Source organism: Collinsella aerofaciens, assembly GCF_028207065.1.
In the GTDB taxonomy this organism is placed as follows: Bacteria; Actinomycetota; Coriobacteriia; order Coriobacteriales; family Coriobacteriaceae; genus Collinsella; species Collinsella aerofaciens_AR.
In genome coordinates this window covers 173,007-198,307 of sequence record NZ_JAQLFP010000001.1, presented here as the reverse complement: position 1 = coordinate 198,307, position 25,301 = coordinate 173,007, and the positions used below count along the sequence as shown (strand labels likewise).

The window sequence follows — 25,301 nt, the reverse complement described above, 5'->3', positions numbered from 1 at the left end:
ATGGCGGCACCCAACAATTCAATGCAACTTGAGGGAAAAACGATCCTGCTGGGCATTACCGGCGGGATCGCCGCCTATAAGTCGTGCAACATCGTACGCCTGCTGCAAAAGCGCGGCGCCCACGTCAAGGTCGTCATGAGCGAGCACGCCACGGAGTTCGTGGGGCCGCTCACCTTCCGCGCACTCACCAATGAGCCCGTTGCCGTGGGCCTATTCGACGACCCCTCCGACCCCATCCACCATATCTCGCTGGCGCAGGAGCCCGACGTGGTGGTCGTGGCGCCCGCGACGGCCAACATCATCGCTAAGATGGCCAACGGCATCGCCGACGACCTCATCTCCACCACGCTGCTTGCCACGCCGCGCCCCATCGTGATCGCACCGGCCATGAACAATGGCATGTGGAAGGCACCGGCCACGCAGGCCAACATGGCCACGCTGCGCGAGCGCGGTGTCAATGTTGTGGGTCCGGGTAGCGGTTACCTTGCCTGCGGCGACGTGGACACGGGACGCATGAGCGAGCCCGAGGACGTCGTCGAGGCTGTCTGTGAGGTGCTCAACCCCGTGCCGCAAGACCTGACGGGCAAGCGCATCGTCATCACCGCCGGCCCCACGCACGAGCCGATCGACCCGGTGCGCTTCATTGGCAACCGTTCTTCGGGCAAGATGGGTATCGCCCTGGCGGGGGAGGCCGCACGTCGCGGTGCCGCCGTCACGCTCGTGCTGGGACCGACATCGCTCGATATTCCTCGCGGCGTAAAGTGCGTGCGCGTGCAGACCGCCGCAGAGATGCTGCAGGCGGCGTTAAACGCCTTCCAGACGGCCGACGCTGCCATTTGCGCTGCGGCCGTCGCCGACTACACCCCCGCGGCCCCTGCCAACCACAAGCTCAAAAAGGCCAACGAGCGCCTGGATCGCATCGAACTAGTCGAGACGGTTGATATTTTGGCCGAGCTTTCGTGCCAAAAGGGAGAGCGATGCGTGATCGGATTTGCGGCCGAGACCGATAACGTCGTGGAGTACGCGCAGCGCAAACTTGCCCGCAAGGGTTGCGATGTAATTATCGCCAACGATGTCTCGCGCGCCGATTCAGGCTTTGGAACCGACACTAACAAGGCCTGGATTGTGAGCACAACAGGTACGAAAGAACTTCCCGTTCTAACAAAACCCCAGCTCGCAGATACAATTTTGGACTTTCTTCAAAATTTATAAAAAAGTTCTTGCACAAGTCTAAAGTTTCGGGTTAATATACTCCCTGTTGCGAGCGAGAGCAGAGCAACAAACAAAAGCTTCGGGACGTGGCGCAGCTTGGTAGCGCACTTGACTGGGGGTCAAGGGGTCGCTGGTTCGAATCCAGTCGTCCCGACCAGAAGTTTGCAGGTCAGGCACCTAGTGCCTGACCTTTTTTGTTTTAAGCAATTGCTTAATTTTGATTAAGCAACAGGGTGCCAAAAATCTACCTACGCGATAATCGCCTTTTGCGGCTACTTGCGCGTTTTGCACGCGCTTGAGCCGATTTATTAACGCGATATGAATCTACATACGCGTAGCTGGTATGCAGCCGAGTACAGGCTGTATTTATCGCGGCGATTAACACAGATATAGCGACTATAACGGACAAGCATGTCGCTGTATTTATTCCAGTAGTTCACTTGATCGGTGGACAAGTGGGCTGTTGCAACGAAACGCCAAGCGGGATGGGCTCTATACGAGGACGCCGCAGGGTAATGGCGGGGGAGTGCGGCGGGCGCTCTGAGAGCCGCTGTGTGACCCCATGTCTCCTTAACTCGATAATTTGTGTTTCAAGCCACGAATCGGTCGAGCAATTGCCAAAAGAAAGGCCCATGCAGGATTGCACGGGCCTTACATCAGATCAAATTTGAGCTAGAAGCACCAAATGGGGCAGACGCAACACCATCTCGTCGCGGCCTCGGCGAGCGACATATCGCAGTCGAGGTAGACATCGAGGAAATCGTCAGATCCCGCACAGGGGGACCGCGATGGTGACCACCGCGCCGCCCGAGGGGCTGTTGGCGAGCGAGACGGAGCCCCCGTGGGCGCTCGCGGCCTCGGAGGCGACGTGGAGGCCGAGCCCGTAGTGGCGGCCTCCGTCGCGCGAGGAGCGGGACGAGTCGTCTGTGAAGAGGCGCTCGCAGCCGCGTTCGAGGGCGGCGGGAGAAAAGCCCGGTCCGTCGTCGGCCACCTCGATGACGAGGTGTCCGCCCGCGACGTCGCAGGAGACCGCCACGCGCGAGCGCGCGTGCTCGGCGGCGTTGGCCACGAGGTTCGCGGCGGCTCGCGCCAGGGCGGTTCGGTCGAGTAGGGCCTCGGGCGCGCCCGCGACAGCGGGGCCCGTGGCCGCGTTGAGCGTCACGCCTCGCGCCCGGGCGATCTGGGCGGCCTCGGCGAGGACCTGTTCGCAGAGCTCGGCCGGCCGCATGGGGGCCCTCTCCGCCCCGCCGGACCCGCGCGAGGCCTCGATGAGCAGGCGCACGTAGTCGTCGAGCCTTTCGACACTGCCGGCTATGTCGCGCGCGGCGGCCGCGAGGTCGGCGTCTTTCTCGTCTTCCAGCTCCTCCGCCACGAAGTCGGCGTTGGCGCGCAGCACGGTGAGCGGCGTCTTGAGGTCGTGGGCGAGCGACGCCATCTGCTCGCGCTGCCCCCGCTCCGCAGCCCAGCGGGCCTCGAGCGACTCGGCGAGGGAGGCCCGCATGGCGTCCATCGCGGCGAGGACGTCGTTCACCTCGCGCACGTTGGTGCTGCCGACCGCGAAGTCGAGCTCCCCCGCGCCGACGCGCCCCGCCGCCTCCGCGAGCGGCGCCATCTTGCGCGAGATCACGCGGCTCGCACGGCGCGCCACGAGCGCAAGCGCGAGCGCGCTTCCCACAGCGGCGCCGACGAGCATGAGGTTCTGCGGGTTGGGAAGCAGGCTGGCGAGATCGCGCGAGACCCACTGCGGCAGGTACTCGCTGACGAGTGCGCAGGCCCCGCCGCCCTTGAGCGGGAACGCAGCGTAGGTGAGGCCCGAGCCCCCGCCCTCGATCTCCACTGTGCCCGGATCCGCAGCGAGTGCCGTACTGGCCATTTCCGTCGCATCCTCGAGCCGCGTGCCCTCGAGGTCTGTCATCAGCACGTATCCGTCCTTGTTCAGGATGAGGTAGCGGTAGGCCGTCGGCACGTCCTGCTGCCCGCAGACGCCGTCGCGTGCCAGGCCCTCCGCGACCTCGCGCGCATTGGCCGGCCCCCAGCTAGCCTCGTAGACGAAGCCCGCGTTGATCGCCGCAGAGAGCGCCATGAACGAGGCGAGCCACGCCGTGGCGACCGCCGCGAACGCGTAGGCGAAGTAGCGCGCGATGACGAAGGAGAGCGGCATGCCTCGGCGACCTCGCGCCCCGGTCCTCAGAGCTGCCACTTGTACCCCATCCCCCAGACGGTCGCGATCGGGTCGGCGCCGGCCTCGGAGAGTTTCCTCCGGGCGCGGCTGACCTGCATAGATATGGCCGCGTCGTCGGCGTCGCTCTCCCAGCCGAGCACCGCCTCGCGTATCTGCGTGCGGCTCATGACCTGCCCGGGGTGGCGGGCGAGGTACTCGCAGATGGCGTACTCGGTGGGAGTGAGCGGCACGGTCTCGCCGCCCACGGCGAGATCGCGCGCCCCGAGGTCGATCCGCACCTCCCCGAAGGAGAGGGCGTGCGAGCGCGGCCGGCGCTCACGGCGTAGATGGGCCGCGACCTTGGCGCGCAGTTCCGCGGCCCCGAAGGGCTTGCGGACGTAGTCGTCGGCGCCCAGGCCGTAGGCGGCCACGGCGTCCTCCTCGGCCACGCGCGCGGTCAGGAAGACGATGGGCCCGTCGAAGTCCGGGCGGATCTGCCGCACGAGCTCGAAGCCGTCGAGCCCCGGCATCATGACGTCGCAGAGCACGAGGTCAAAGCGCGAGAGGTCCATCCCCGGGACCGCCGTCGGGTCCGCCGCCCTGACGACCTCATGACCGTCGCGGCCGAGGACGCGCGCGAGAGCGTCGAGGATCGCCCGTTCATCATCCACTGCCAGTATCCTCGCCATGTTAGACCTCCTGAAACTCTCGTCGGAATTGTACTAGCGCCGCACTCAGCGGTCCAGAGTTCTGCGCGCAGTCGCGGGCGCCTCGGCCGCGTCGCACGCGTGGTAGCGCACGCCCGAGCCGCCGCGCGCCTCGATCTCGAGCCAGCCCTCGCCGTCCGACTCCCGCCCGAAGAAGATGAGCTGGAGCTCTCGGACATTGCCCCTGTCGTCCGCAGCGTCGAGCAGGGCATTCCCGCCCAGGACGAGCGCTGCGGAGAGGAGGACGAGCATGGCGGCGAGCGCCTTCCTACGCATCTACCCTCCCGTCCTCGAAGCGGCAGAACCAGGCGAGAAGGACGGCATCGGCTGCCAGGGTGAGCACGAGGCTAGCGAGCGCAGTCGTGAGAAGAGGGCCCGCCGCGCGTGCGGCGTCGATGAAGGCCTCCACCCCAAGCGACCCCAGGCGCGCGGGCCAGGCGAGCGGCACCCAACTCAGGGGCGTCGCCAGGGCACCGGTGAGATCGCCGGTCATGAGGCCGTGCGCAAGTCCGCCCACCGAGAAGAACGCGAGGAGCACCCCCGCCGCGCCGGCGCCGATGGCGACGTTGCGGCCGAGGCGCAGGGCCACGCCGAGCCCCAGCGCGTAGAGGGGCAGGCTGCCCAGCACGATGCCCGCCCAGGCGACCGCAAGCGGAGCGGACCCGAGCGGCAGGCGCCCGGCGACGGCGAGCACGGCCCCGAACACGCCGAGCGCCACGGCCAGCGCGGCGGCACCGAGCGCCGCAAGGGCGAGCAACTTCGCCGCGACGGCGCGCCCGCGCGAGGGGACCGCCGTGAGGTTGGCGAGGCGCCCGGCAGCGCGCTCCTCGTCCACGGCGAGCCCGCAGACGATGGCGGACATGAGCGGCATGAGAGCGCCGAGGAACTGGACGTAGGCGTCCGCGCCCAGCGCCGGGTCCCATCGGGCTACGGAGAAGTACTCGCCGCAGGCAAGACCGGCTGCCAGGCCGCAGACGAGGTGCACCGCCGCGAGCGGGGAGCGCGCCAGGCGCAGGGCCTCGGAGAGCAGGGCCCGCGAGAGAGCCATGCGCGGCATCGGGTCGGAGAGTCGTGTCACGGCCATCACCTCTCCTCGGAGCGCGCGAACCAGGCCGCGCCCGCCGCCGTGAGCGCGGCGAACGCGAGCGCGCAGACCGCAAGGCCCGCCAGCGTGAGCATGCCGTCTGCCGCGAGCGCCCCGCCGAGCGCCATGTCCGCCGCGAGTGGCTCGCCGCTCGGCAGCACGGGGATGAAGCTCGTGGGGATGACCATGCTCGCCGACGGCGGAAAGAGCTGCGGCAGCGGCACCAACGACCAGGCGAACCCGCCCACGAGCTGCGCGACGAGCGGGCAGAAGATGCCGGCGAGCATGCCGAGCCGCGCCGTGAGAAAGAGCCCTACGGGAATCATCCACGCCGCGGTCACCGTGTTGACGAGCGCGCAGAGGAGCATCGTGAGCGTGCCCGCGGCCGTGAGGCCCTGCGAGGTGAACGCCGATCCCGCAAGGTAGATGCCGAAGACCACGAGGTTCGAGAGCGTGCAGAGCGCGAGGCACCAGAGCGCCTTGGCCCACCAGGCGCGCCCGAGCGGGAAGCCCAGACCCAGAAGCCCCCGCATCCGCGTGCGAGCGTCCGCCCGCGCGACGCACGCCACCACGAGCGAGAGAGACACGGGCAGGAAGAGCGCGTACCAGTAGTTCCACGCGCTGAAGATCTGCACGCCCCGGTAGGGCATCGCGCCGAGCAGCGGCATCGGCAGCGCCATGAGCACGGCCAGGCGAACCGGTGCCGCGTGGCGCGACTTCAGGGCCTCGGCGCGCAGGGCCGCGAGCAGGCCGCCTTTCTCGCCCGTCATGCCGCCACCTCCCCGCGCGCTCGTCGCCCTTCCCGGCAGAAACTCATGAAGAGTTCCTCGAGGTCCTGCCCGGGACGAAGCGCATCCTCGTAGGCAAGGCGCCCCCCGCAGATGATGCCGATGGTGTCCGCCATCTGCTGCACCTCGGAGAGGATGTGGCTCGAGACGATCACCGTCGTACCCGCCGCCGCGAAGCCGCGGATCTGGTCGCGCAGCTCCTCGATGCCGATGGGGTCGAGGCCGTTGGTGGGCTCGTCGAGCACGAGCAGGCGTGGCCGGGCGATCAGCGCCAGCGCGAGCCCCAGGCGCTGCCGCATGCCCATCGAGAAGCGCCCGGCGCGCTTCTTCCCGGTGTCCGCGAGGTCCACGGCGGCGAGCACCTCATCTATGCGGCTCTCGGGAAGGCCCAGCAGCGTGGTGCGCACGCGCAGGTTCTCGCGCGCGGTGAGGTTGGGGTAGAGCGGCGCCTCCTCGATGAGGCTGCCGATTGCGTAGAGGTCCTCGCGGCGCCAGGCGTGCCCGGCAAAGAGAATCTCCCCGGCCGTCGGCCGCAGCATCCCGCAGATCATCTTGAGCGTTGTCGACTTGCCGGCGCCGTTGGGACCGAGCAGCCCGTACACCTCGCCTTCGCGGATATGAAGGCTCACGTCGGCCACGGCGTCCTGCGCCTGGTCGCCGCGGCCGAAGCGCTTGGTGAGCCCACGCGTCTCGAGCATGTAACCCATGGGTTTATCCTTTCTCTTCCGGGCGCGCGGGCCGAGCCACCGTGCCCGCGCGCCTTACCTTTCGGGTTCACCATCCATGGTGGGGCGCGTTTCTAACGAAGCCGTAACAGCCGTTGGGTTCTTTTAGCGCCAACCCTTCTCGACCCACACATCATGATTAATTTGCTTAAGGCAACAACTTTCCCGATCGATGTAATCACTGAATCAAAACGTGTACATCAGCCATCAAAGATGCCGAAAAATGTCATATTTGAAGGCTGATGTACACAAATGCAGAATCTCGCATAACCCAGTAGCATCCTCCATATGTCTGGACTCTCTATGCTTACGCTGGATAGACATCGCCGGAACGGGTATAGTATCGAAAGTTTTGTCGTTAACCAGCGGGGGAGTCCTGTGGGCATCAAAAAGAAGATCAAAAAGGAGCTTATCGGCACTTCCGATTACCCGTCGAATAAGATCTTTACGATCTCCAATTTCATCACCTTTACGCGCCTGATCCTCACCCTGGTATTTCTGTACCTGTTTGTGACGGATAACAACCGCGTCATCGCCATCGTTATCTACGCCGTTGCCGCCTCCACCGACTGGATGGACGGTCAGATCGCCCGCATGACCAAGACGGTCTCGTGGCTCGGCAAGGTCATAGATCCCATCTGCGACCGTGCGCTGCTGTTCACCGGCGTACTTGGGCTGGTGGTCCGCGGAGAGCTGCCCATCTGGGTCTGCGTGCTCATTATCGGCCGCGACATCTATCTGGGCATCGGCACGCTTATCGTGCGTCATTATCACCGTCGCCCCATCGATGTCGTCTTTCCCGGAAAGATTGCCACTGCACTGCTCATGACCGGCTTCTCGCTCATGCTGCTCGGGTTCCCCGTTATTGACGGCCTGCACCTTTTACCTTCAACCCTCACGGCCTTCCCGGGTCTCAACGGAAGCTCGGTGCCCCTCGGCATCTTCTTTGTGTATGGCGGTGTGATCTTCTCCATGCTCACCGCTGTCATCTACTCTATTAAGGGCGGAGTGGCCATTAAACAGGCCCTCGCGCATCCCGAGGACGAGGACATCGACTTTCTTAACCCCGAAATCGAAGACTGATTCGTTGGGGTATGATTACGTACGGTTCATTATTTGCGGCACGTCCGCGATAAGTTAGGGGTTGTCATGGACAACATGGTTAACAATATGCCTCAGAATGATAAGACTGCTGACGCTACCTGCGTATTCCGCGTGCCTTCAAGCGACGTCACCGTTCCCGACCTCATGGCCAACGTGCGCATCACCGCCCCCGTTCTGTCTATCGTCAAGGGTCCGCAGACGGGTGCCGCCTTTGAACTCGAGGACGACGTGACCACCATCGGCCGAGATCCCGCGAATGGCATCTTCCTCAATGACATGACCGTTTCGCGCAGCCACGCGCGCATTATTCGCGAGGGACTCGGCGCTCGCATCGAAGACTTGGGCTCGCTCAATGGCACCTGGGTCGACGGTGCCATTGTCAACGCCGCTCCGCTGCACGACGGCTCTTCCGTTCAGATCGGTACGTTTACGCTCATCTACCACGAGAGCACGCCGGAGCGCATCGAAACCGGTGAGTAGGGCATGGCCGAACGCAACTATCTGAGTATCGGCCAAGTCGTCAACCTACTTCGAGGCGCATACCCCGATCTTTCGAACTCAAAAATTAGATTTCTAGAAGATGAGGGGCTCATTACCCCTCATCGTACGCCTAAGGGATACCGTCAGTACTCCAAGGAGGACGTTGACCGCCTGGAGGTCATCCTGCACCTGCAGAAGACCCGCTATATGCCGCTCAACGTGATTAAGCAGCGCTTGGAAAACGCCACGGACCTGTCAACGCTCGCCTACGAGGTGGGCTTGCTGTCAGATGTTCCGCTCAAGACGGAGCCCAAGGAGACTAAGCAAAAGCTGCATCCCATCGAGACCATTCCCGATATGCTGGGCGTCGAGATTTCGTTTATCCGCTCGCTCGCCGAGAACGACCTTATCCGCATCATCAAGAGTCCGCAGAACCGCGAGCTTGTCGATGGTCGCGATTTTCCGATCATCCGCTACTGCTCCGAGCTGTCGCGCTTCCATATCGAGCCGCGCAACCTGCGTCAGTACGTGTCTTCCGCCAACCGTGAATCCTCGATGTTTGAGCAAGTGCTCGTAAGCATGCTCGGCATGGATACCTCCGATGACGAGCGCGACGCCAAGCTCGAGCGTGCGTTTAAGAAGCTTCACGACCTGACGGAAGGCGTGCACACCGCGTTGCTCAAAAACCGCGTTTTTGAGTCGCTCAACGCCGTGGTCGAGGATGCCGACATCGATGCACTCGATGAGGAAATCGCTCGCTCCGAGTCCACCAAGGCCAAAAACGAAGAGACAGCCGCGCCTGCCTCGCACGAGGATTCTCTCGTAAAGCCGCTCAGGGTCGTCCCCCCTTCGCAATCCGGCACCGCCACCGCGGGCAAATAACAGCTGCCGCTTATCCGGCAACCCATTGAAAGGCCATGTAATGTACGACTTCGAATCTCAAATCGTCGACATCCCCGACTATCCCGAGCCCGGAGTCATCTTTAAAGACATCACGCCGCTCTTTGGCAATCCCGAGGCGCTCAAAGCCATGACCGATGCCCTCGCCGAGCACTTTGCCGGCATGGGAATCACCAAGGTCGTGGGCCCAGAGGCTCGAGGCTTTATGGTTGGCGTACCGGTGGCTGTAGCCCTTGGCGCCGGCTTTGTTCCCGCACGTAAACCGGGCAAGCTGCCGCGCGAGACCGTGAGCCAAAGCTATGAGCTCGAATACGGAACGGATTCCATTGAGATCCATGCCGACGCTATCAGCTCTAAAGATACCGTGTTGATTCTGGATGACTTGGTCGCGACGGGCGGAACCGTCGAGGCAACAGGTAAACTGGTGCGAGATATGGGCGCAAAGCTTGTCGGTTACGGTTGTATCCTTGAGCTTGCGTTTCTCAACCCGCGCGAGAAGCTCACGCCGACTGACGACGATGTTGAGCTCTTTAGCCTGGTGACGGTGGACTAGCCGTTACCCTTAGTTACTGGAAAGGAAGCTACATGCGCACAGCAAACACGCACAAAAACATGGCACGCTGCGCTGCTACGGCAACCCTCGCTTGTGTTTTGGGCTTGGGCCTCGCGGCTCCTGCCTACGCCGATACCGCATCCGACCTTGCCGCTGCTCGTACGAAGCTCGAGCAGATCGGTACCCAAACCCAACAGATTTACGATGAGCTCGCCACGCAGACGCAGGCGCTCGATCAGACTGCTGGCGAGATCACGCAAAAGCAGCAGGAGATCGCTGACGGTCAGGCCAAGCTCTCGACCTATGTCGCCGGCGAGTACAAAACCGGCGGTCTGAGCCTGCTTCAGGTTCTGACCGGCGTCGATGACCTGAGCGATATGCTCAACCGTCTGTTCTACTACGGCAAAGTTTCCGATAAGCAGGCTCAGACCATTCAAGAGGTCAAGGAGCTTAAGCAGCAGCTCACCGATAAGCAGGCCGAGCAGGAAAAGAACGTCGCCGCTACGCAGAAAAAGGTCGACGAGCTTAACGCTCAGCAGGCTGAAGCCCAGAACGTCGTAAACTCCCTGGATTCACAGCTGCAGGCCGAGCTTGCCGCCGAGGCCGAGGCCAACGCCGCGCTGCAGGCCGGCATCAACGCCAGTACTGCCGAGAAGGCCACGGTGAGCAACGAGACTGCTGGTACGACCGAGAACACCAACAACGGTGGTCAGACCAGCAATAACAACAACCAGGGCGGCAACACTCCGGCTCCTACGCCGGCACCTGCTCCGACGCCGCAGCCCTCCACGCCTCCTCCGGCTCCGACGCCTTCTGCTCCGAGCCAGTCCGTCGATGGCGGTTCTGTTGTCTCGCGTGCATACAGCAAACTTGGTTGCGCCTATTCCTGGGGCGGAATTGGCCCGAACAGCTTCGACTGCTCTGGTTTTGTTAGCTATTGCCTCACTGGTCGCTATTGCCGCCTGGGCACCACGGGCACCTTTATGGGTTGGACGCGTGTGTCCGATCCGCAGCCCGGTGACGTTGTGGTCAACTCGTACCACACCGGCATTTACATCGGTGGTGGTCAGATGATTCATGCTTCCGACTACAACACGGGTGTTATCATCAGCTCCGTTGCCGCCGGCATGAACAACAACTATATCTTCGTTCGCTACTAAGTATTCAGATAAAGCAAACGGATATGGACCTCGTGGCTTTGAGCCATGGGGTCCATTCTTTTGCCTTTCGTGCAGGCCGCTATCTAGTTTTGAATACTAGATAGCGGCCCACTCGGTCTGCAAGATGGCTATAATTGTTAGAGAACAATTAGAAAGGACCCTCTATGAGCTGGGCACTTATCTCCGATTCAAGCTGCAACCTCCGCGATTGGCAACCAACCGCGCCCCATACCACCTTTGCATTTGCGCCCCTCAAAATTCGAGTGGGGGAGCGTGAATTCGTTGATGACCTTTCACTCGACGTTCATGAGCTCAACTGCGCTGTTCAGGCGGAGACGAACGCTTCTTCGAGCGCTTGTCCCAGCGTAGGGGAGTGGGCCGAGCTCTTCAAATTGGCCGACAAAACCATCTGCATGCCGATCTCTGAGGGCGTGTCGGGCAGCTACAACGCAGCAGCCACGGCTCGCGATATGGTTCTTGCCGAGGAGCCCGACCGGCAGATTCATCTAGTCAATTCGCGCGCAGCTGGCGGCAAAATGGACCTCATTTTCTTGCTGTTCGACCGCTATCTTGCAAGCAATCCGGATGTCTCATTCGAGGACGCTTGCGCATACTTCAATAGCCTTGAGCAGAACAGCAAAATCCTCTTCAGCTTGTGCAATTACGAAAACCTGGCCAAAGCCGGACGTATCCCTAAGGCAGCCGGCGTCATTGCCAACAAGCTCAATATTCGCATTTTGGGCACGGCGAGTGAGGCCGGTAAAATCGAACTCGTCGGACACACGCGTGGCGAAAAGAAGATGTTCAACAAGATCATCGACACCATGGAAGCCGAGGGTTTTACGGGCGGCGAGGTCGTCATCGACCATGTCGAGAATGAGGCAGGCGCCCAGGCACTTGCCAGCCGCATTGTGGAGCGCTGGCCAGGCTCCAAGACTATCATCATGCCCTGCAACGGCCTGGATTCCTATTACGCCGAGATGCACGGCCTCATCATCGGCTACGGCATGGACGTGGCTTCGGGCCAATAAAGTCCAACCAAGCAAAAATACGGGCGGGACAAAGTGACAGATGGCTCTTTGTCCCGCCCGTTTTATACGTCGGCTAGCTATTAAACCCGTTGAACTTGAGATAGCTCATTAGGTACGCCTTCGAAACGAAGGACGAAACCGCACTGCGCACAAGCAGCGACTCACGCGTTACCTGATGCGCCGTATCGGGAACCGGCGTCTGCTCGACGGAAAACGCCGAACGAATCGATGCCTCGAGCTGATCGACCACATAATCGAAGGCCGTCGGGGCATCGTAGCTCAAACGCTGAATGTTAAAGAGTGCCTGCACCGCAGCAATAGGTAGCACCTGCTTAAAGAGGCAGATAGCGATCAGGCGGGCAATCTGCTCACGGCCATATTGCTTTTTGACCGGAGCAGGCACCAGGCCGACCTTCACGTAGTTATTGATCATCGATGGCGTAATGACAGGTTGCTCAACGCAAATGGACAGCGGCTCCATCCACAGCGCAACATACTCAATGACCTGGTCGCGGTAGAGCGTCACATTGGGCAACTGGTTATAGCGCGGCAGACTCAACGTATTGAGTTTACGCACGATATCGGACTGAATGAATGCATCGGGCAGCACCGTGGGCTGAATATCCTCGGGCTTAATGCTGACCGACGAATCGGACATCGGAATAACGTGTTTAACGTGGTTCATAAAGGTCCTCCGTTCATTTTCTATATTGTATTCTAGGTTATCTAGTTTTGCATACCACATAGCCGGCAAGAAAATTGGCGGGACAGTGCACTGATGCTTCGTCCCGCCAATTAGTAAATTGATAACAACCTTACATAAGATATATTATCGTACTTATCCACGGAGAAACGCGTATGCGCTCGTTGCCGCTATGGCTCCGTCCGAAACAGCGGTCACAACCTGGCGTAAACGTTTGGAACGGATATCGCCAGCGGCAAATAGACCTGGCGTGCGGGTCGCCATGGATTCATCAGTCAGAATGCCGCCATCAGGCGCCAGATCGACTAGATGCTCAACAAGCTCGGTATGGGGCTGCGTTCCGGTAAAAACAAAGATGCCAAACGAGCCGGGCTCAAATGACTCGGTATGAGTCTCGCCGGATGCATTGTCCTTAAAGGTAATCGTCGTTGGCATGGCTTCGCCCGATAGCTCCACAATACTAGTTTGGTACCTAACTGTAATATTGTCCTTTGCGAGTACTTTCTGAACAACACCATCGGGCGCACGGAACTGGTCGCGGCGCAGCACGATGGTCACACTGTTGGCAATGTCGGACAGGAACAGAGCCTCTTCGCATGCCGAATTGCCACCACCGATTACAAAAACCTGCTTGCCGCGGAAAAACATGCCGTCACATGTTGCGCAATATGAAACGCCACGACCGCGATACGTATCCTCGCCTGCGAAACCTGCCGGACGCGGCGTGGCACCCATGCACGCAATGACGCTCTTGGCCGCCGTGTCACCCATATCATGATGGATGGTAAATTGAGCCACATCGGCATCGTAATCGACGCCTGTCACCATACTCCATTCAATCTGAGCTCCCAGGCCTTCTGCATGCTGTTGGAATCGCTCGCCAAGCTCAGCGCCACTCAAGAGCGGAATGCCCGGATAGTTCTCGATCTCATTGGTTGTGGCGATCTGCCCTCCCGACATGCCCTGCTCAATCACGGTCGTCGTCAGGTTGGCACGCGCAGCGTAAATGGCGGCAGCATAGCCCGCGGGGCCGCCGCCGATAATCGCAACATCGATCGGCTGATCGGTAGTCATGGAACATCCTCTCGTCGAAACATTGACGTTCTTTGCGCTCATACCCAAATTTACGTGAACATGACACTCATGCACTACAATGATAAATCCGTGTTACAACGTCGAAGGGGAGTTATCGATGGATCAAACGCAGACGAGCGACGACGCTCCCCTGCTCACGCACAGCACTCCCCAATCGGAGCAAACAGCGCTCTTGGCTCAGCAAAAATCTCTCGTGACCATCGTGCACGCCTCGGTCGGCTCAGGCCATAAGGCCGCCGCAAATGCGATTGCGCAGGCCTTCGACCTCATCCGCGGCACCAATGGCATCCCCGAGGATGTTGAGATTGAAGTGCTCGATATCCTTGATTTTGGACGTATTAAATTCGACGGTAATAAGACCGCGGCTTCTTTTACGGGAGCCACGCGCCCCATTTACGACCTGACCTGGAGATATACACTTACGGGACATCTTCTCTGGGGTGGCGGCACGGCATGGTCGCGAATCATGTTCCCCGCCTTCAACGAATATATTCGTAGCCGCAGGCCCATAGCCGTGGTCGCAACGCACATCACAGCAGCCAATGTTGCCGTGGGTGCCCGCATAATTACGGGTATCGATTATCCAGTCATCTGCGTACCGACCGACTACGAAGTCGAGGGCTGGTGGCCCCACAAGGACACCGATCTATTCTGTGTTGCCAACGAATTTATGTCCGAAACGCTGCGTCCGCGCAAGGTGCCCGAGGCAAAGATTCGCATTACCGGCATTCCTATTCGCGCCGGATTCGACACGGATTACGATCGCGAGGAAGAGCTAGCCAAGTTCAACCTCCCCACCGACAAGACCGTCGTGCTGGTTATGGCCGGCGCCAGTTTACCTCAACCGTACGTCCGCTTTCGCGCGGCGATGGACCAGACCCTCCCCTTCCTGCGCAGTTTCGAGGACATGCACTTTGTCTTTTTGCCGGGCAAAGACGTGGAGTATGCCACCCGGCTGAAGACGCTCTTCGATGCCATGAAGCTCGAGAACGTCACGGTGTTGGACTATGTCGACGACATGGCGGCCCTCATGCACGGGTGCGACCTGGCAATTCTCAAATCGGGCGGACTCACCGTCACCGAGTGCCTGTGTGCACACCTGCCGATGATCCTGTTGGGCAAGTCCTATGGCCAGGAAAAGGCCAACACCACCATGCTCACCGGCATGGGCGCCAGCATGCATGTCACCACCGCACGAGAGCTCATCGTGACGTTGCGACATCTCCACGATCATCCTGAGTCGCTCAAGGCACTGCTCATCAACGGCGAAGTACTACGCCGCCCCCACGCAGCCGAAGACATAGCCATCGCAACCATGGAGCTCGTAGGCAAACCCCAAAAGCGCAAACGAGCCTTCTGCCGCTTCTACTGGGGCGGAAAACCCGCGCACATCCGCTAGCGTCTTAATTTCCGCTTGCCTGCGGGAGGCCCCTATATATCATCCCGTGCTCAAACATTCTCGCTTCGCTGCGAAACTGCGCGCGGGACGATATATAGGGGCCTCCCGCAGGTAAGCTGCGTTAACGTACCAGCGGCTATACCAGATTCCCCACCAGTAGAATCTGCAAAGGGGAACCAGAAAATATAAATACAGTAAGTCGATGCGACAAAGGAGGCGTCCCTTCATCGCATCGACTTACTAGAAAAGTAAATATTGTTTCAAGCGAGTAGCCGCCCGCCCGGGGCTTACCTATATCGTTCCACGCGCAGTTTCGCAGCGAGCGAAGCGACGCGAGAATGTTTGAGCATGGAATGATATAGGTAAGCCCCGGGCGGGAGGGATACGGGCGCCCTAGGCGATGCCGCTGGAGCCGAAGCCTCCTTTGCCTCGGTCGGTTTCGTCTAGTTCTTCTACTTCTATGAGATTGACCGTGGGGACTTCTTGGATGACGAGTTGGGCTATGCGGTCGCCTTTATTGATTTGAATGTTATTGGAGGGATCCAGGTTGATGAGGATAACCTTGAGTTCTCCTCGGTAGTGGGCGTCGATGAGGCCCGGCGTATTGACTATAGACAGGCCCTGCTTGATGGCCAAGCCGCTGCGGGGCTGGACGAAGCCGGCGTAGCCATCGGGCAGGGCGATGGCCAGCCCCGTAGAGACCAGACGGCGTTCGAAGGGCTTCAGGACGCAGTCCTCGTTGGAGCGCAAATCCAAGCCAGCATCGGTGGGATGGGCGTATTTGGGAAGCTCAACGGTGGGGTCGAGACGCTTTATGTTGACGGTAATGTTGGACATGGAATCACCTTAGCTTGTCGAGCTCTTGCAGAAACTCATCGACGTCTTTGAAATCGCGGTAGACCGAGGCAAAGCGAATGTAGGCCACCTTGTCGATCTTGGCCAAGCGCTTGAGCACCATGTCACCCAACTCATGGGACGTGACGGCCGTCAGCGTGCGAGAGCGCAGCTCAACCTCGATGTCGTCGATAATCTCATTGAGCTTCTTAGTGTCGATATCGCGCTTGATGGTGGCGCGCATCAAGCCGACGAGCAGCTTATTGCGATCAAACCGCTGCTTGGTTCCGTCTGACTTAATGACCTCGATTGGGTCTTCGCATCGCTCGAACGTTGTAAAGCGGTAGTTACACGAGCAACATTCGCGACGGCGCTTAATGGTGTTATTTGACTCCTGCATACGGGAATCAACGACGCGGGTATGTGCCTTGCCGCATTTGGGACAGCGCATGGTACCTCCTCTTAAACGATAACAAGGGTACCATGCGCAGCGAGATAATGATTACGAACGAGCAGGAACCTTAAGATGCGCACCGGCGGCGAGCGAACCATGCTCCAGATGATTGACGTTGCGGATCATGTCGGAAGTCTCTTGCGTGGAAAGGCCTTCGATTGGATATTCTTCGGCAAGCGACCAAAGAGAATCACCAGGCTGAACGCGAATGGTCTCGTAGGTAACGTTGGAAACGGACTCGGCATACGCGGCGTGACGAGCGCTAAAGACCGACGTAGCGAGGACAAAGAAGAGCGTAAACGCAACGGCAAAGGCGATAATCGTCGGAACCTTCAGGGCAACGCGGGCCGGCGCGACTACAGCCTGCTGATTGCGCGCAGGCTTTACGGTCAAAGGCTGAAAGCCGGAGCGGCCACCCTGAACAACCGTAAAAGTGGGTTCTGCAGGCGTCTCGAGCTTAAGGGCGAGGTTTCCCTGGACCATATTCGTTACGTTCATCATGTTCTCCTCTCGCGTGTTTTGCTGAGAACAGTTTTATCAAGCCGCGCGGACAAAAATGTCTAGCGCGAGAACGAATGTTCGGTTATTATTATCTTCGAACAGTTGTTCCTGTCAAGCAAAATTCGAACATTTGTTTGACATGGGTAGAGAGGATGCCCTGATGGCTCGCAAAATTACCAAGCGTCAGCAGCAAATTTACGACTTCATCAAGGAATATCAGCAGGAGAAGGGTTATCCGCCCAGCGTGCGCGAGATGGCTTCTGCCGTGGGCCTTTCCTCCCCCAGCACTGTGCACGCCCATCTCTCTGCCCTGGAGGCGCGCGGGCTACTCAAGCGCGATGCCACCAAACCGCGCGCCCTGGAACTCTTTAACGAGGACGGTTCCTCTGTCTCAATTTCTAAATCTGACGAGCCCATCGCACCTCGCGGAACGGTCTCGCTACCGCTCGTTGGTCGCGTCGCGGCTGGGATCCCCATTCTGGCCGAGCAGAATATCGAAGACACTTTTACTATCCCGACCGAAATCGCGACTGATCAGGGTTCCTTTATCCTTGAGGTGCATGGGAGCTCAATGATCAATGTCGGCATCTTCAATGGCGATTACATCATCGTCCGTGAACAAAAGAATGCCATGAACGGCGAAATTGTCGTGGCCATGATCGATGGTTCAGCGACCGTCAAGACGTTCTACAAGGAGCAGGGACGCGTACGCCTGCAGCCTGAGAATGACACCATGGAGCCTATCTATGCAACGAATCCCGTTATCCTGGGCAAAGTCCTCGGCTTGATGCGCCGGTTCTCGTAATGCAAAAACGCATAACCATCTTTGATACCGTCCGCGGGTTTACGATGATTTCTATGGCAGGTTTTCACGCTTGCTATGATTTCGCCTACCTGTACGGCTGGGATATGCCCTGGTTTACCCAGTCAGCCTTTCAAGACATCTGGCGCGCCAGCATCAGCTGGGTATTTTTGTTTATCGCCGGTTGGATGTGCACCCTTTCGCGCAACAATATCAAACGTGCCGCCAAATACGCCTTAGCAGCACTCGTTGTCTGGTTGGCAACAACACTTGTCTCAGTCGACGATTCGGTTAATTTTGGCATCATCTACTGCATGGCCGCATGCACCGGCATCGTGGCGTTGACCGATCCCGTCCTTAAGAAGATAACGGCGAGATGGGGCATGCCCCTATGCCTTATGTTGTTCGCAATCACCTGGAGCATCCCCAAAACGATCTACCCTGTCCCCTACCTGGCGTGGCTGGGATTTCCGAGCCCTGGGTTTATCTCAGGTGATTACTACCCCATCATCCCGTTTATCTTTATGTATCTTGCAGGATACTTCGCCGCACACATAGCGCAGGGAATCGATAAGACCGTCCCTAGCTGGGCCTACGCCAACCCCCTGCCGGCGCTCGCCAGCCTTGGACGTCACGCTCTCCCCTTTTATCTGCTGCATCAGCCCATCATTCTGGGCATTTTGGAGCTCGTCTACTCGGTGCGATAACGCTCGAGCCGCGGGGCGATTCGGGCCGGCAACTTCGCCACAATACGAACTCCGTCCTCAAGATATTCCTCATGCAGAAGGGTTCCCTGCTCATGCACCAGCGTGATGAGGGCGCCCTCGCGATACGGGATATCGGCGGAGAGCAACACATCGGTGGCAGCTGCCTCACGGGCAATACGGTCGACGAGATCGTCAAGCCCCTCGCCCGTCTGGGCCGAGAACAGCACGGCCTCGGGATAGCGACGATGGAAACTCAATCGATCGACGCTATCGAGTAGGTCGATTTTATTGAACACCGTAAGCGTCAAACGCTCGCCGGCACCGATTTCGTCAAGAACGCGATCGACCGCCTCGAGCTGACGCTCGTAGTCCTCGTCAGAGGCATCCACAACTTTAAGGATCAGGTCGGCACCAAGGACCTCAGACAGGGTGGACTTAAAGGCATCAACGAGACCATGCGGTAGCTTTTGAATAAAGCCAACGGTATCGGTAATGGTCATACCACGACCGCCGGGCAAGCGATACGAGCGCGTCGTCGGATCGAGCGTGGCAAACAATTTGTCTTGTGAAAGCACCGTAGACCCGGTCAGACGATTGAGCAACGTCGACTTACCGGCATTGGTATAACCGGCTAAGGCAACGCGAAACGCCGGCGACTCGATACGACTCTTTGACTGGACATCGCGGCGCTGTTCAACCTGCTTAAGCTCGCGACGAAGCGCGGCAATCTTGTTACGAATCAAACGTCGGTCAACCTCGAGCTGACTTTCGCCCTGGCCAAAGCGCGAACCAATGCCACCACGTGTCTGCTCTTTAGCAAGATGGGTCCACATACCGCGCAAGCGGGGCAACAGATACTGCAGCTGCGCCAGCTGCACCTGCAGGCGGCCCTCACGGGTCTGAGCGTGCAGACCAAAGATATCGAGAATCAACGCCGTACGGTCGATAATCTTAACCGGTTCGCCCACGGCTTTCTCCAGATAAGACTGCTGCGAGGGCGTTAAATCGTCGTCGAAGATAACGACATCGGCATCCATACGATGAACGAGCCCGCAAAGCTCCTCAACCTTACCGGAGCCAATAAACGATTTTGGATACGGCTTAACCAGACGCTGTGACAGACGCGCCACGCACTGGGCGCCAGCCGTATGGGCCAGGCGCCCAAGCTCGTCAAGCGAACGATCGAGCGGCCAGGCGTTATCGCGCCACTCAACTCCGACAAGAACGGCACGTTCGGGCTCAGGGGCCGTAGGAACGAGGGGAAACCGAGCCATTAGGCCGCCTCGATACGGTGAAGGATATCCTCAACAACCTCATCGATCGTAAACTCGTCCATATCGAACCACACGATGCGGTCATCGCGTTTAAACCACGAAAGCTGACGTTTGGCATAGCGACGCGAACGCATCTTGATGAGTTCGCGAGCCTCATCCATAGAAATGACGCCGTCAAGGGCATCGATAATCTCTTTATAGCCAATCGCCTGCATCGAAGTCAGGGCATCTCCCAGCCCCTGGTCCATAAGACCGCGAACCTCATCAACAAGACCCTGCTCAAACATCAGATCGACGCGTAGGTTAATACGCTCGTAAAGCGCCTCGCGATTACGCGTCAATCCAAACCACAGAGCGTGATAATGCTCGCGCGGAACACTAAACTGCGACTTTTGCTGCGCGTAGGAAACACCATCATCGTGCATCTCGAGCGCGCGAATCACGCGGCGAACATTATGGGGGTGGATGACCGCAGCGGACTCGGGGTCACGCTCGGCAAGCAGCGCGTGCAGCGCTTCCTCGCCCATGCGCTCGGCAAGCTCCTGATACCCCGTGCGGCGATCGTCCTCAAGTTCGCCCGAGGGAAAATCCATCTCATCCAGGGCGGCCTTGAGATACAAACCCGTGCCCCCGCAAAACACCGGTAGGCGGCCCGAACCAAGGAGACGTTCAACATGCGCGCGAGCGTCAGCCTGATAAAGCGCAGCAGAATATGCAACGCCTGGTTCAACAATATCGACCAGGCGTAGCGGCGCCATGCATTCCTCGGGTGCCATCTTGGCAGTACCGATATCCATGCCTCGATAGATTTGCATCGCGTCACACGACAGCACTTCGGACGAAAGGCGAGCCGCCAAACGATCTGCGACATCACTTTTGCCAACCGCGGTCGGACCGACAATCGCAACAGCGGAAAGGCCTGCCCCGGGAGCAATCATTAGCGCGGCTCACCCACAACGGATCCGGACAGATACCACGTCTTGGCAACGTCGACATCAACATCGACAATCTTGCCAATCAACTGATCGATGCTGTAACCCTCGGGAATCGGTGCATGAACGGTCTGATTCTTGGGACTCTTGCCCAGCAGCACCGCATCATTCTTTTTGCTCGTACCCTCAATAAGCGCCGGCACAACAGTATGGAGCTCACCCTGGTTATACTCGTGTGCTGTGGTCTCGATAACCTTCACCAGACGGTTGAAACGCTCAAGAATCACCTCATGCGTCGTGGGATCGTCAATCTCGGCGGCCGGAGTTCCGGCGCGCTTGGAATAGATAAACGTATAGGCCTGAGCATAGCGGACCGTCTCGGCAAGCGAAAGCGTCTGCTCAAAGTCTTCCTCGGTCTCGCCGGGGAAGCCCACAATGATATCGGTCGAAAGCGCGATATTAGGCATGCGGTTGCGAACGCGATCGACGAGCCCCAGATAATCCTCGCGTGTATACCGGCGATTCATCTCTTTGAGGATGCGCGTCGAACCTGACTGGACGGCCAGGTGCAGCTGCGGCATGACGGCAGGCGTTTCGGCCATAGCGTCGATGGTCTCGGGCAGCAGGTCTTTGGGGTGCGAGGAAGTAAAGAAGATGCGCTCCACACCCGTATCGCCCACGGCACGCAACAGGTCGGCAAAGCGCGGCTTGCCAAACAGATCGCGACCATAGGAGTTGACGTTTTGACCCAGAAGCGTGACCTCACGCACGCCCTGGCGCACTAGACCGGTCACCTCGTCGACAATCTCCTCGAAGGGGCGGCTCTTTTCGCGACCGCGCACATACGGCACGATGCAATAGGTACAGAAGTTATTACAGCCCGTCATAATGGGCACCCAGGCGTGATACTGGGTCTCGCGATGCCACGGCATGCTCATGGCATCTGAATCCTCATGCTCATTGGTGCGGATATGACGCTTGCCGTCCAAGAATGCCTCGGCAATGAGCTCGGCCATATGTGCGATGGAATGCGTGCCAAAGATGACATTGACGTTATCGACATTGGTGAGCAGACCCTCGCCGTCGCGCTGCGCGATGCAGCCGCCCACGGCGACCACGCGCTTGCCAGAAGGCGAGGGCGGGAGGCTCTTACAAGAGTTGCACTGACCGTACAGACGGGTGTCAGCAGCCTCACGAACGCAGCACGTCATGAACACGACGATGTCAGCATGCTCCGGATCGAGCGCCAGGAGGCAGCCATACGAGTCGAGCAGGCCACTCACGCGCTCGGAGTCGTGCTGATTCATCTGGCAGCCAAAGGTGCGGATAAAGTAGGTTTTACCGGCAAGAATATCGCGTACGGAACCCTGGTCCATGTGTATAAGTCCTAACGAAGTGGAATAGGCGGAATCAAAGAGGGCGGACAAAGAGTAAACACTCTATGCAACAGGCTTAACGTCGTCCATCACAACGTTACCCATAGCGGCTCGATTAATCTGATGAACGTAAATAGAAAGACGGATGGCCGTGCGCGACTCCCCGTTGATGAGGATGTCGGAGAACACCGGCGCGCAGGAAATATCAAACCCGGTCGGAATCAAAAAACCGCGCGCGATAGCCACAGCCTTAATGGCCTGGTTGACGGCACCCGCGCCGACACACTGAATATTGACGGGAACACCATCTTTGACCATGCCGGCAATGGCGCCGGCAACGGACGCGGGCGATGATTTGCTTGATACCTTCAGGCAATCCATGAAGAAACTCCTGCGTTTAAAAGTACGTTTTAACTGCAATAACTGTAACGTAGCGAACGGACTCGGTAAAGATGCTATTCCTCTTTGGCAAGATCGAACGTCACGGTAATACGATCACGCGAAACACGAATCTTGGGGTCGCCGCAAAGGTTGAGATAGTACCGCGATGCAAGATCGTTAAAGTCGCGCTCGACGGCTCGCGAGAACTGCGCCATGTCGTCCTTGGCGATACGCAGCCCACGACGATCTTTGGCGAGATCAACCGGAGCAGACGCATGCGAGGACGAATCGCGCTCGCGTAGCAGGCGTGCGGTCACACCGCGAACGGGCTTAATCTGGCCCGCCAAGATCCGATGCGCCGTACGCTCGGACATCTCAAGGCCCAAACCCAAACAGATACGGATAAAGTCTTCCGCATCCGACGCAAGACCCAGACGATCGACCACGGGAAGCTCGGCTTCGTCATCGATAAACAAAAGACGAGAAGCATCGAGATGGCTGGAGGCCTGCGCATGCAACGTCGCGGCGATCTCGGACGGAGACCCCAGATAGACATCACAGGCGCGCAGCTCCTCGAGGGCAAACTCGCAGGCGGCACGAATGATGTTGTGAGGGCCGCGGGCGCAGACATAGTGACCGTCCTCGTCCTTCACGGCCTGAGGCCAGCTGGACTGATCGGCGCGCTCGCCAAGGCGGTCGGTAGCGACGCTCACCTTAAAGACCGAGCCCAGGTCAACATCAGATGCGACAACGCGTGCCTCGTCGGTGTTCTGCTTAATCGAGAACAATGCCATGCCTCGACCGTGAACGCCCCAACGATCCATCTTCATGCTCTCGAGCTTGGAGGTAACGCGGGCATCGAAGATGCGCTTCTGCATATCCTGCGGCACGCCCGAACCATTGTCCAGAAAGACGAGCGTACGGACGCCATCTTCCTTGGTCGTGGCGAGATAGACCTTGTCGGCGCCGGCATCACGGGCGTTGCGCAGCATTTCGATGACGATATCCTCGACATGCTGGATGTCATGCTTTGCCTGGCGCCGCTCGGCCTCCGAAACGCGGAGGCGGACATACCCCTCGCCAAGGTTTTCCTCGACGCGAAGGTTGCCCTCCCCCGACATCGACGCGATAAATGAGATGAGCTCGTTCGCGTCGTTCATGTTATTTAGCGATATCGACAGCACGGCTCTCGCGAATCACGACGACGCGCACCTGACCGGGATACTCCATCTCTTCCTCGATCTGATGGGCGATGTCATGAGCCAAGACCGTGGACTGGGCATCGGAAATCTTGTCCGGCTGAACCATGACGTGGACCTCGCGACCAGCCTGCATGGCATAGGTACGCACGACGCCGTCATGGGAGTTGGCAATCTCCTCGAGCTTCTCAAGGCGCTTGATATAGTTCTCGGCCGATTCGCGACGGGCACCGGGACGAGAGGCAGAAACGGCATCGGCAGCCTGGACCAGAACATCGAGCACCGTGTTGGGGTCGACATCGGCGTGGTGAGCCTCGATAGCGTGAACGATAATGGGCTTCTCGCCATAGCGACGGGCGAGCTCGGCGCCGATAACGGCATGCGGACCCTCGACGTCATGGTCGATAGCCTTGCCAAGATCGTGCAGCAGGCCGGCACGCTTAGCGGTCATAACGTCAAGGCCAAGCTCGGAAGCCATTACGCCGCACAGGTCGGAAACCTCGAGGGAATGCTGGAGCACGTTCTGACCAAACGAAGTACGGTAGCGCAGAGCGCCCAGGGTCTTAACGATCTCGGGGTGTAGGTCGTGAATGCCGGTATCGAAGGCAGCCTGCTCGCCAGCCTCGCGCACGCGCTGCTGAACCAGGTCGGCAGCCTTGTGATACATCTCCTCGATGCGGGCGGGGTGAATGCGGCCGTCGGCGATGAGGTTCTCGAGGGCGACACGGGCGGTCTCACGACGGACCGGGTCGAAGCTCGAAAGAACGACGGTCTCGGGCGTGTCGTCGATCACGAGGTTGACGCCGGAAACCTGCTCGAAGGTCCGGATGTTGCGACCCTCGCGACCGATGATACGGCCCTTGAGGTCATCAGAGGGAATGTGCACGGAGGTAACGGTGACCTCGGCAGTGTGGTCGGCAGCGCAGCGCTGAATCGCCAGGGACAGAATCTCCTGGGCGGTCTTGTGGCACTCGGCGCGAACCTGCTGCTCGGACTCGCGAATGATCGTGGCGGCCTCGTGGGTGACCTCGCCGCGAACCTTATCGAGGAGCTCCTTGTGGGCATCCTCGCGGGTAAGGTCGGCGATACGCTCAAGCTCGGAGGTCTGCTTTGCGCAGAGCTCCTCGAGCTCACGAGAGCGCTTCTCGACCTGACCGGCCTGGCTGGACAGCTGATGCTCGCGCTTGTCGAGAGCGTCGTTGCGGCGATCGAGGGATTCCTCGCGCTGCATCACGCGGTTCTCGAGCGTACGAATCTCGTTCTTACGCTGCTTGTCCTCGGCCTCGGCGGCCTGCTTGTTCTTGATGATCTCCTCTTTAGCCTCGAGCAGAGCCTCTTTTTTGAGGGTCTCGGCCTGACGCTTGGCATCACCGATCAGGGACTCAGCCTGTGCGTGTGCCGACTGGATTTTTTCGTCGGCCTCGTGAAGACTACCCTGCTTGGCGGTGCGCATGTAGGCAATGGCGGCGATGGCACCCAAAACGATGCCAACGAGCGCTGCGATGATAGGCATGCTCACTCCTTTTTATGGATTCGTTACACAACAAAGCGAACCGTCCTTACGAACGGCTCGCGACATTTGAGTAATATGGGCGCAGCTTATGCGGGTCGGATACAGATAAACATATAAACAAACTCATCACAGATGAGCACATATCACAAAGCAAATGACAATGTTTATCGTACGTTGAACCACAACAACTGTCAAATAAATGGCCCCAGCACGGCGGCTAAAACGC

The 25,301-nt window shown here is 59.3% G+C and carries 27 protein-coding genes and 1 tRNA gene; 11 read left to right on the top strand and 17 right to left on the bottom strand.

Features of this window, described 5'->3' with window-relative positions:
* Positions 1–1,212 (top strand): bifunctional phosphopantothenoylcysteine decarboxylase/phosphopantothenate--cysteine ligase CoaBC, encoded by a 1,212-nt coding sequence (gene coaBC, locus PMX72_RS00915; RefSeq protein ID WP_271729290.1) that lies wholly within the window; start codon positions 1–3, stop codon positions 1,210–1,212.
* An 80-nt stretch (positions 1,213–1,292) separates the two neighbouring features.
* Positions 1,293–1,369, top strand: a tRNA-Pro gene (locus tag PMX72_RS00910).
* A gap of 606 nt (positions 1,370–1,975) precedes the next feature.
* Here PMX72_RS00910 and PMX72_RS00905 read toward each other — a convergent pair.
* The 6 genes from PMX72_RS00905 to PMX72_RS00880 are packed head-to-tail and all read right to left on the bottom strand — an operon-like array spanning position 1,976 to position 6,659.
* The gene (locus PMX72_RS00905; RefSeq protein WP_271729289.1) at positions 1,976–3,373 is read right to left on the bottom strand and encodes a sensor histidine kinase; all 1,398 of its coding nucleotides are present in this window, start codon (positions 3,371–3,373) and stop codon (positions 1,976–1,978) included.
* Between the two features lie 26 nt (positions 3,374–3,399).
* A complete protein-coding gene (locus PMX72_RS00900) occupies positions 3,400–4,062 on the bottom strand; it encodes a response regulator transcription factor (RefSeq protein ID WP_271729288.1) in 663 nt (220 codons plus the stop codon).
* A gap of 45 nt (positions 4,063–4,107) precedes the next feature.
* Positions 4,108–4,356: a hypothetical protein gene (locus PMX72_RS00895; RefSeq protein ID WP_271746115.1), complete on the bottom strand. Its 249-nt coding sequence runs from the start codon at positions 4,354–4,356 to the stop codon at positions 4,108–4,110.
* Positions 4,349–5,164, bottom strand: coding sequence for an ABC-2 family transporter permease (locus tag PMX72_RS00890; protein ID WP_271729286.1), 816 nt, complete (start codon positions 5,162–5,164; stop codon positions 4,349–4,351). Before PMX72_RS00890 ends, PMX72_RS00895 begins: the two co-directional genes overlap by 8 nt.
* The gene (locus tag PMX72_RS00885) at positions 5,164–5,934 is read right to left on the bottom strand and encodes an ABC-2 family transporter permease (RefSeq protein WP_271729285.1); all 771 of its coding nucleotides are present in this window, start codon (positions 5,932–5,934) and stop codon (positions 5,164–5,166) included. Before PMX72_RS00885 ends, PMX72_RS00890 begins: the two co-directional genes overlap by 1 nt.
* Positions 5,931–6,659: a lantibiotic protection ABC transporter ATP-binding protein gene (locus PMX72_RS00880; protein ID WP_055250122.1), complete on the bottom strand. Its 729-nt coding sequence runs from the start codon at positions 6,657–6,659 to the stop codon at positions 5,931–5,933. Before PMX72_RS00880 ends, PMX72_RS00885 begins: the two co-directional genes overlap by 4 nt.
* 396 nt (positions 6,660–7,055) lie before the next feature.
* Between PMX72_RS00880 and PMX72_RS00875 the strand changes: the two genes are divergently transcribed.
* The 6 genes from PMX72_RS00875 (at position 7,056) to PMX72_RS00850 (ending at position 11,905) form a co-directional block, all read left to right on the top strand.
* The gene (locus tag PMX72_RS00875) at positions 7,056–7,760 is read left to right on the top strand and encodes a CDP-alcohol phosphatidyltransferase family protein (RefSeq protein WP_271729284.1); all 705 of its coding nucleotides are present in this window, start codon (positions 7,056–7,058) and stop codon (positions 7,758–7,760) included.
* A 66-nt stretch (positions 7,761–7,826) separates the two neighbouring features.
* Complete coding sequence (locus tag PMX72_RS00870) at positions 7,827–8,261, top strand: FHA domain-containing protein (protein WP_006236002.1); 435 nt, start codon at positions 7,827–7,829, stop codon at positions 8,259–8,261.
* A gap of 3 nt (positions 8,262–8,264) precedes the next feature.
* On the top strand, positions 8,265–9,143 hold the full coding sequence (gene ftsR, locus PMX72_RS00865; RefSeq protein ID WP_271729283.1) for a transcriptional regulator FtsR: 879 nt from the start codon (positions 8,265–8,267) through the stop codon (positions 9,141–9,143).
* 40 nt (positions 9,144–9,183) lie between these two features.
* Positions 9,184–9,714, top strand: coding sequence for an adenine phosphoribosyltransferase (locus PMX72_RS00860; RefSeq protein WP_271729282.1), 531 nt, complete (start codon positions 9,184–9,186; stop codon positions 9,712–9,714).
* A 32-nt stretch (positions 9,715–9,746) separates the two neighbouring features.
* Positions 9,747–10,874 carry a coiled-coil domain-containing protein gene (locus tag PMX72_RS00855; RefSeq protein WP_271746114.1) on the top strand — a complete coding sequence of 376 codons (1,128 nt, stop codon included), beginning with the start codon at positions 9,747–9,749 and terminating at the stop codon, positions 10,872–10,874.
* Between the two features lie 164 nt (positions 10,875–11,038).
* Positions 11,039–11,905 (top strand): DegV family protein, encoded by an 867-nt coding sequence (locus PMX72_RS00850; RefSeq protein WP_271729280.1) that lies wholly within the window; start codon positions 11,039–11,041, stop codon positions 11,903–11,905.
* A gap of 73 nt (positions 11,906–11,978) precedes the next feature.
* Here PMX72_RS00850 and PMX72_RS00845 read toward each other — a convergent pair whose 3' ends face one another.
* On the bottom strand, positions 11,979–12,590 hold the full coding sequence (locus tag PMX72_RS00845; protein ID WP_199413477.1) for a DUF1836 domain-containing protein: 612 nt from the start codon (positions 12,588–12,590) through the stop codon (positions 11,979–11,981).
* 153 nt (positions 12,591–12,743) lie between these two features.
* On the bottom strand, positions 12,744–13,682 hold the full coding sequence (locus PMX72_RS00840; RefSeq protein ID WP_118227240.1) for an NAD(P)/FAD-dependent oxidoreductase: 939 nt from the start codon (positions 13,680–13,682) through the stop codon (positions 12,744–12,746).
* A 118-nt stretch (positions 13,683–13,800) separates the two neighbouring features.
* On the opposite strand from PMX72_RS00840, the gene PMX72_RS00835 reads away from it, so the two are divergent.
* A complete protein-coding gene (locus tag PMX72_RS00835) occupies positions 13,801–15,102 on the top strand; it encodes an MGDG synthase family glycosyltransferase (protein ID WP_271729279.1) in 1,302 nt (433 codons plus the stop codon).
* Between the two features lie 393 nt (positions 15,103–15,495).
* Here PMX72_RS00835 and dut read toward each other — a convergent pair whose 3' ends face one another.
* From dut to PMX72_RS00820, 3 genes are read right to left on the bottom strand one after another with little or no spacing between them, the layout of a single operon-like run.
* Positions 15,496–15,939 (bottom strand): dUTP diphosphatase, encoded by a 444-nt coding sequence (gene dut, locus PMX72_RS00830; RefSeq protein ID WP_117877489.1) that lies wholly within the window; start codon positions 15,937–15,939, stop codon positions 15,496–15,498.
* Positions 15,940–15,943: 4 nt separating this feature from the next.
* Positions 15,944–16,387 (bottom strand): transcriptional regulator NrdR, encoded by a 444-nt coding sequence (nrdR, locus tag PMX72_RS00825; protein WP_022093781.1) that lies wholly within the window; start codon positions 16,385–16,387, stop codon positions 15,944–15,946.
* Positions 16,388–16,438: 51 nt separating this feature from the next.
* Positions 16,439–16,888, bottom strand: coding sequence for a LysM peptidoglycan-binding domain-containing protein (locus PMX72_RS00820; protein WP_158568711.1), 450 nt, complete (start codon positions 16,886–16,888; stop codon positions 16,439–16,441).
* A gap of 163 nt (positions 16,889–17,051) precedes the next feature.
* Between PMX72_RS00820 and lexA the strand changes: the two genes are divergently transcribed.
* Both lexA and PMX72_RS00810 read left to right on the top strand, forming a co-directional pair.
* A complete protein-coding gene (gene lexA / locus PMX72_RS00815) occupies positions 17,052–17,696 on the top strand; it encodes a transcriptional repressor LexA (RefSeq protein WP_147356639.1) in 645 nt (214 codons plus the stop codon).
* Positions 17,696–18,400 carry a heparan-alpha-glucosaminide N-acetyltransferase gene (locus PMX72_RS00810; protein WP_118227243.1) on the top strand — a complete coding sequence of 235 codons (705 nt, stop codon included), beginning with the start codon at positions 17,696–17,698 and terminating at the stop codon, positions 18,398–18,400. The genes lexA and PMX72_RS00810 overlap by 1 nt, the downstream gene beginning before the upstream one ends.
* Here PMX72_RS00810 and hflX read toward each other — a convergent pair.
* The 6 genes from hflX to rny all read right to left on the bottom strand — a co-directional run bounded on the left by hflX (position 18,385) and on the right by rny (position 25,075).
* Complete coding sequence (hflX, locus tag PMX72_RS00805) at positions 18,385–19,674, bottom strand: GTPase HflX (protein WP_271729278.1); 1,290 nt, start codon at positions 19,672–19,674, stop codon at positions 18,385–18,387. The two genes, PMX72_RS00810 and hflX, sit on opposite strands and share 16 nt — an antisense overlap.
* A complete protein-coding gene (miaA, locus tag PMX72_RS00800) occupies positions 19,674–20,612 on the bottom strand; it encodes a tRNA (adenosine(37)-N6)-dimethylallyltransferase MiaA (protein WP_271729277.1) in 939 nt (312 codons plus the stop codon). The genes hflX and miaA overlap by 1 nt, the downstream gene beginning before the upstream one ends.
* The gene (gene miaB, locus PMX72_RS00795; protein ID WP_271729276.1) at positions 20,612–21,982 is read right to left on the bottom strand and encodes a tRNA (N6-isopentenyl adenosine(37)-C2)-methylthiotransferase MiaB; all 1,371 of its coding nucleotides are present in this window, start codon (positions 21,980–21,982) and stop codon (positions 20,612–20,614) included. The genes miaA and miaB overlap by 1 nt, the downstream gene beginning before the upstream one ends.
* A gap of 63 nt (positions 21,983–22,045) precedes the next feature.
* Positions 22,046–22,363, bottom strand: coding sequence for a stage V sporulation protein S (locus tag PMX72_RS00790; protein WP_117818071.1), 318 nt, complete (start codon positions 22,361–22,363; stop codon positions 22,046–22,048).
* Between the two features lie 74 nt (positions 22,364–22,437).
* Positions 22,438–23,523: an ATP-binding protein gene (locus tag PMX72_RS00785; protein WP_271729275.1), complete on the bottom strand. Its 1,086-nt coding sequence runs from the start codon at positions 23,521–23,523 to the stop codon at positions 22,438–22,440.
* 1 nt (position 23,524) lies between these two features.
* Positions 23,525–25,075, bottom strand: a complete 1,551-nt coding sequence (gene rny, locus PMX72_RS00780) for a ribonuclease Y (RefSeq protein WP_271729274.1) — start codon at positions 25,073–25,075, stop codon at positions 23,525–23,527.
* Positions 25,076–25,301 lie beyond the last annotated feature (226 nt).